Origin of the sequence: Herbaspirillum sp. B65 (assembly GCF_000333555.1) — a bacterium.
Taxonomy (GTDB): Bacteria; Pseudomonadota; Gammaproteobacteria; order Burkholderiales; family Burkholderiaceae_D; genus Herbaspirillum; species Herbaspirillum rubrisubalbicans.
The window spans coordinates 1-3,133 of the sequence record NZ_BADI01001019.1 but is presented as its reverse complement, the minus strand read 5'-3'; the positions used below and the strand labels follow the sequence as shown (position 1 = coordinate 3,133).

The following is a 3,133-nucleotide window of genomic DNA, read 5'->3' as shown; positions in this document are numbered from 1 at the left end:
CAGCCAGATCCGGGTGCTCTACACCGGCGATTCCCTGCCCGCAGACAGGGAATCCGTGTTCTGGCTCAATCTCTACGAATCCCCCTGCTCCGCCCCGACCAGCCGCAGGAGGCCGCGCGCTTGCTGCTGGGCCTCAATACCCAGATCAAGGTGTTCTACCGCCCGCCTGGATTGTCGCAGCCGGATTCACGGTGGCACACCGCATTGCACTTCCACCTGGAAATGCAAGCGCGGCAATGGGTGCTCGTATGCCGCAACGACAGTCCCTACTTCGTCTCGTTTGCGACCCTGCAACTGAGCGATGGCGCTCGCCAGTTTGCGCCTGGCCTCATGCCCGACATGATGGTCCCGCCCTTCGGCCAGCAGCGCTATCTATTGGCCCAGACCGACCGACTCACGCAGTGGCAGGCTCCGCACCTGCTCTACCAGATGCTGGACGACGATGGACGTGTCATCGAACACCAGATCACGCTGGCGCTCCCCGCCCCTCTCTGAACGAAGATTCCATGCTTGAACTCATTCATCCTAGCCCGAAGGCCGCATCGTTGCCCATGTCCCGCACACAATTGCTGCACGCCTTGCGTCAACGTCAGTTCCGGCCTTTCTTCCAACCCATCGTAGGCGCCGATGGCGCCTGGCTGGGGGCCGAGATCCTGATGCGCTGGCAACACCCCGGCGCCGGTGTACTGGCCCCCGACGAGTTCATCGGCAGGCTGGACGCCGAAGGTCTGCTTGCGCTCGCGACGCGGCAGATGCTGCGCCAGGTACAGGTGGCATGGGGCCAGGCACAGGTGCGACTGCAGCAACCTTTCTTTCTATCTTTCAATACTTGCCGCCAACAGTTATTGGGCGACTCGCTGGTGCGGCACTGCCAGACTCTATTGCAAGATCTGCAAGAGCAACAATTGCAACTGATGATCGAGATGCCTGAACGCGGTAGCGACCTCGATCCGGCTCAGTGCCGCGAATTATTCGATCAGTTCGAGCGTGCCGGCCTTGCGGTGGCCCTCGATGATTTTGGTATCGGCGACGCCCGTCTGCACCAGTTGGCCTGTGGCCGCATTGACTGCATCAAGCTCGATCGCTCGTTTGTTGCTGCCTTGCTCGGCAATTCCCTGTACAGTCGCCTGATCGAAAAGATCCTGGCCTTGGCCGCCGTATTCGATGCCACCGTCACGGCCGAAGGAATAGAAACCCGGGAACAATGGAAATGTCTGCTACGTATCGGGGTAAGACAATTTCAGGGATATTATTTCGCCAGGCCGCTCACTGCACCGGACTTCTTTGCCCGGATGAAGCGGCCCGGCCAGTTGAGCTCCGGTCACAATGCACGTGCTGCGAAAAACTAAACCAGAAGAGGGAGACCGCCATGACAACCAAGGGGATGACGATACGGGTCGGAATCGCAGATGATTATCCGGTGGTGCTGCGGGGGATCGAAGCCATCCTGGCGCCTTGTTCCGATCTGACACTGGGTTTCTCGGCCGAGAGCATTACTCAACTCATGGCTTGCCTGGAGCAGGCACCGGTCGACGTACTGCTGTGCGACTATGCCTTCGATGATGATCCCCAGGCCGATGGCATCGATCTGCTCAAGCGTCTGCGCCGCCATCATCCGGCAGTCAAGGTAATCTTCCTCAGCGCCCACACCCAGCCGCACATCATCTCCAGCGCCCTGGAACTGGGCGCGGTCGGTTTCATCGGCAAGAGCCGCAGCGATTTCGTCAATCTGCCGCAAGCCATCTACTGCGTTCACAACGGCCAAGTGTATCTGCCGCAATCGCTGTCCTCGGCGCTCTTGGGCAACCTGTATAGCGTCAATACCCGCCAGAGCGGCCTGGGACAACTCTCCGAGCGCGAACTGGAGGTCGCGCGCATGATCTGCCAGGGCCTGTCGATTGGCGCCATCGCCGAGCGCCTCAAGCGTAGCCCCAAGACCATCAGCAACCAAAAGGTGGCCGCCATGAAGAAACTGGGGGTGAGCAATGACGTCGAGTTGAGCCGCGTGTTCCAGACCCTGAGCCACTGAATCTTGCCATGCCGCACAAGATCCTGGCCCGCTCCGAACGCTACTATCGTCGGCTGCTCTATGGCTGCGCCAGCCTGCTGTCGGTGGCCATCGTGTGTGCCATGCTGTTTCTCGGCTATAGCGCCTTTTCGCAGTTCCGGGAACGCCAGATCGCCAGCTTCACCGGCAAGCGCGAGCAGATCAAGTCCGAGGTCGATAGGCTCACCGCACGGGTGATCCAGTTTGCCGAGATGTACGCGCGTCTCCAGCATCTCTATAAAAAGGAATCGCTGGTACTGGACAGCTACGCCGATATCATCGGTGCCGGGTCCCTCATTCGCAGTCCTGAGAGCCTGACGGTGGTACCGTTTTCCTTGCTGGTAGGGCGTGATACGGCAACCGACCGCAGGCGCCTGGCCAACCTGCTGCTCCTGCTGCGCCAGGCCTCGGCGCTGCCGATGTTCAACCCGTCCGCGCCGGGCGTCACTCTGGATGGTTTCCTCTATACCAGCGACGCCGGTTTCCTGGCGGTCTCGCCGCCTCTGTCAGAGGAAGAAAGCGACCAAGTTCGACAACTGGGCGTATCGCGTTTCATCAATGCCATCAGCGCACCGGTCAACACCGCCTTTGCTGCCGAACGCGAACGTGCTGCGCGGGTACAGGGCAGCAGCGGACAGCGGGTGCTGTGGATGAGCCCGACCTTGAGCACGCCACTGATGCGCGCTGCCGTCACCCGGCTGGCCGTGCGCATCTCGCTCGAAAAAGGCGATGAAGCCACCGCTGTCTTCTCGGTCCCGGCCAGCCAGTTCCGCCAGTTCTTTCTGAAAGATGAACAGACGCCTGGGCTGTTCGTCTTCGAAGGCCAGGGCAGCACCCGTCTGCTGAGCCAGCCAGATGAACGCATCGATACGGCAACGATGCAGCACATCCTGAGACACGTGCGGCGCGACATGGCACCGCATGACCTGAACGGTCACTTCCATGACGATGGCACTTTCTTCATCGCCCAAACCATCGAGGGCCCGGAATGGGTGGTGGTCTATATCTTCACTTGGCGCGATGTGCTGGCCGGTCTGCAGGGCAATTTCACCGCCGGTGCCTTGTGGGGATTGTTGCTCTGCGTTC

Annotated in this window: 3 protein-coding genes and 1 pseudogene; all 4 read left to right on the top strand. The window is 60.6% G+C overall.

The features are described from left to right. Positions 1 to 120: 120 nt before the first annotated feature. Positions 121 to 495: a fimbrial biogenesis chaperone gene (locus I5W_RS24015; RefSeq protein WP_252717201.1), complete on the top strand. Its 375-nt coding sequence runs from the start codon at positions 121 to 123 to the stop codon at positions 493 to 495. Positions 496 to 506: 11 nt separating this feature from the next. Then, positions 507 to 1,349: an EAL domain-containing protein gene (locus I5W_RS24010; protein WP_044531137.1), complete on the top strand. Its 843-nt coding sequence runs from the start codon at positions 507 to 509 to the stop codon at positions 1,347 to 1,349. 35 nt (positions 1,350 to 1,384) lie between these two features. Next, positions 1,385 to 2,029 (top strand): response regulator transcription factor, encoded by a 645-nt coding sequence (locus I5W_RS24005; protein ID WP_044531136.1) that lies wholly within the window; start codon positions 1,385 to 1,387, stop codon positions 2,027 to 2,029. An 8-nt stretch (positions 2,030 to 2,037) separates the two neighbouring features. Beyond that, positions 2,038 to 3,133: pseudogene (locus I5W_RS24000) on the top strand (hybrid sensor histidine kinase/response regulator); the annotation flags it as partial.